The 287-nt window shown below is 44.9% G+C and carries 1 pseudogene; it reads right to left on the bottom strand.

From position 1 onward, the window contains the following. Window positions 1-21: 21 nt before the first annotated feature. A pseudogene (locus PROVRUST_RS19980) lies at window positions 22-287 on the bottom strand (phage terminase small subunit); the annotation flags it as partial.

Below are 287 nucleotides of genomic sequence, written 5' to 3'. Positions count from 1 at the left end.
CCTTGCGCGTTGGCACGTTCTTTAATTATCTGCGCTGTTTTTCGCAGACAAAAACTTTTCAATATTGCTGATGTCTTTTTTCACGCCGCAGCGCTCATTAAGCTCAAGCGCTCGCATTAATTCGCAAAGTGCAGGCTGAGGTAAGTCATTATCCCGTAAGCTATAACCCAACCATTTGTGTAACTCACCCCGCACTTTGTCTGGCATGTCTTCATGCTCAATCAATGACATTGTGCGCTGTAAGATATCCAGTGGGATTGGATTCTTCGCGGTGTAAGCTTCTTTAG

Origin of the sequence: Providencia rustigianii DSM 4541 (genome assembly GCF_000156395.1) — a bacterium.
GTDB lineage: Bacteria > Pseudomonadota > Gammaproteobacteria > Enterobacterales > Enterobacteriaceae > Providencia > Providencia rustigianii.
The sequence above is the reverse complement of the archived record's forward strand: the minus strand, read 5'-3'. Positions and strand labels throughout refer to the sequence as shown.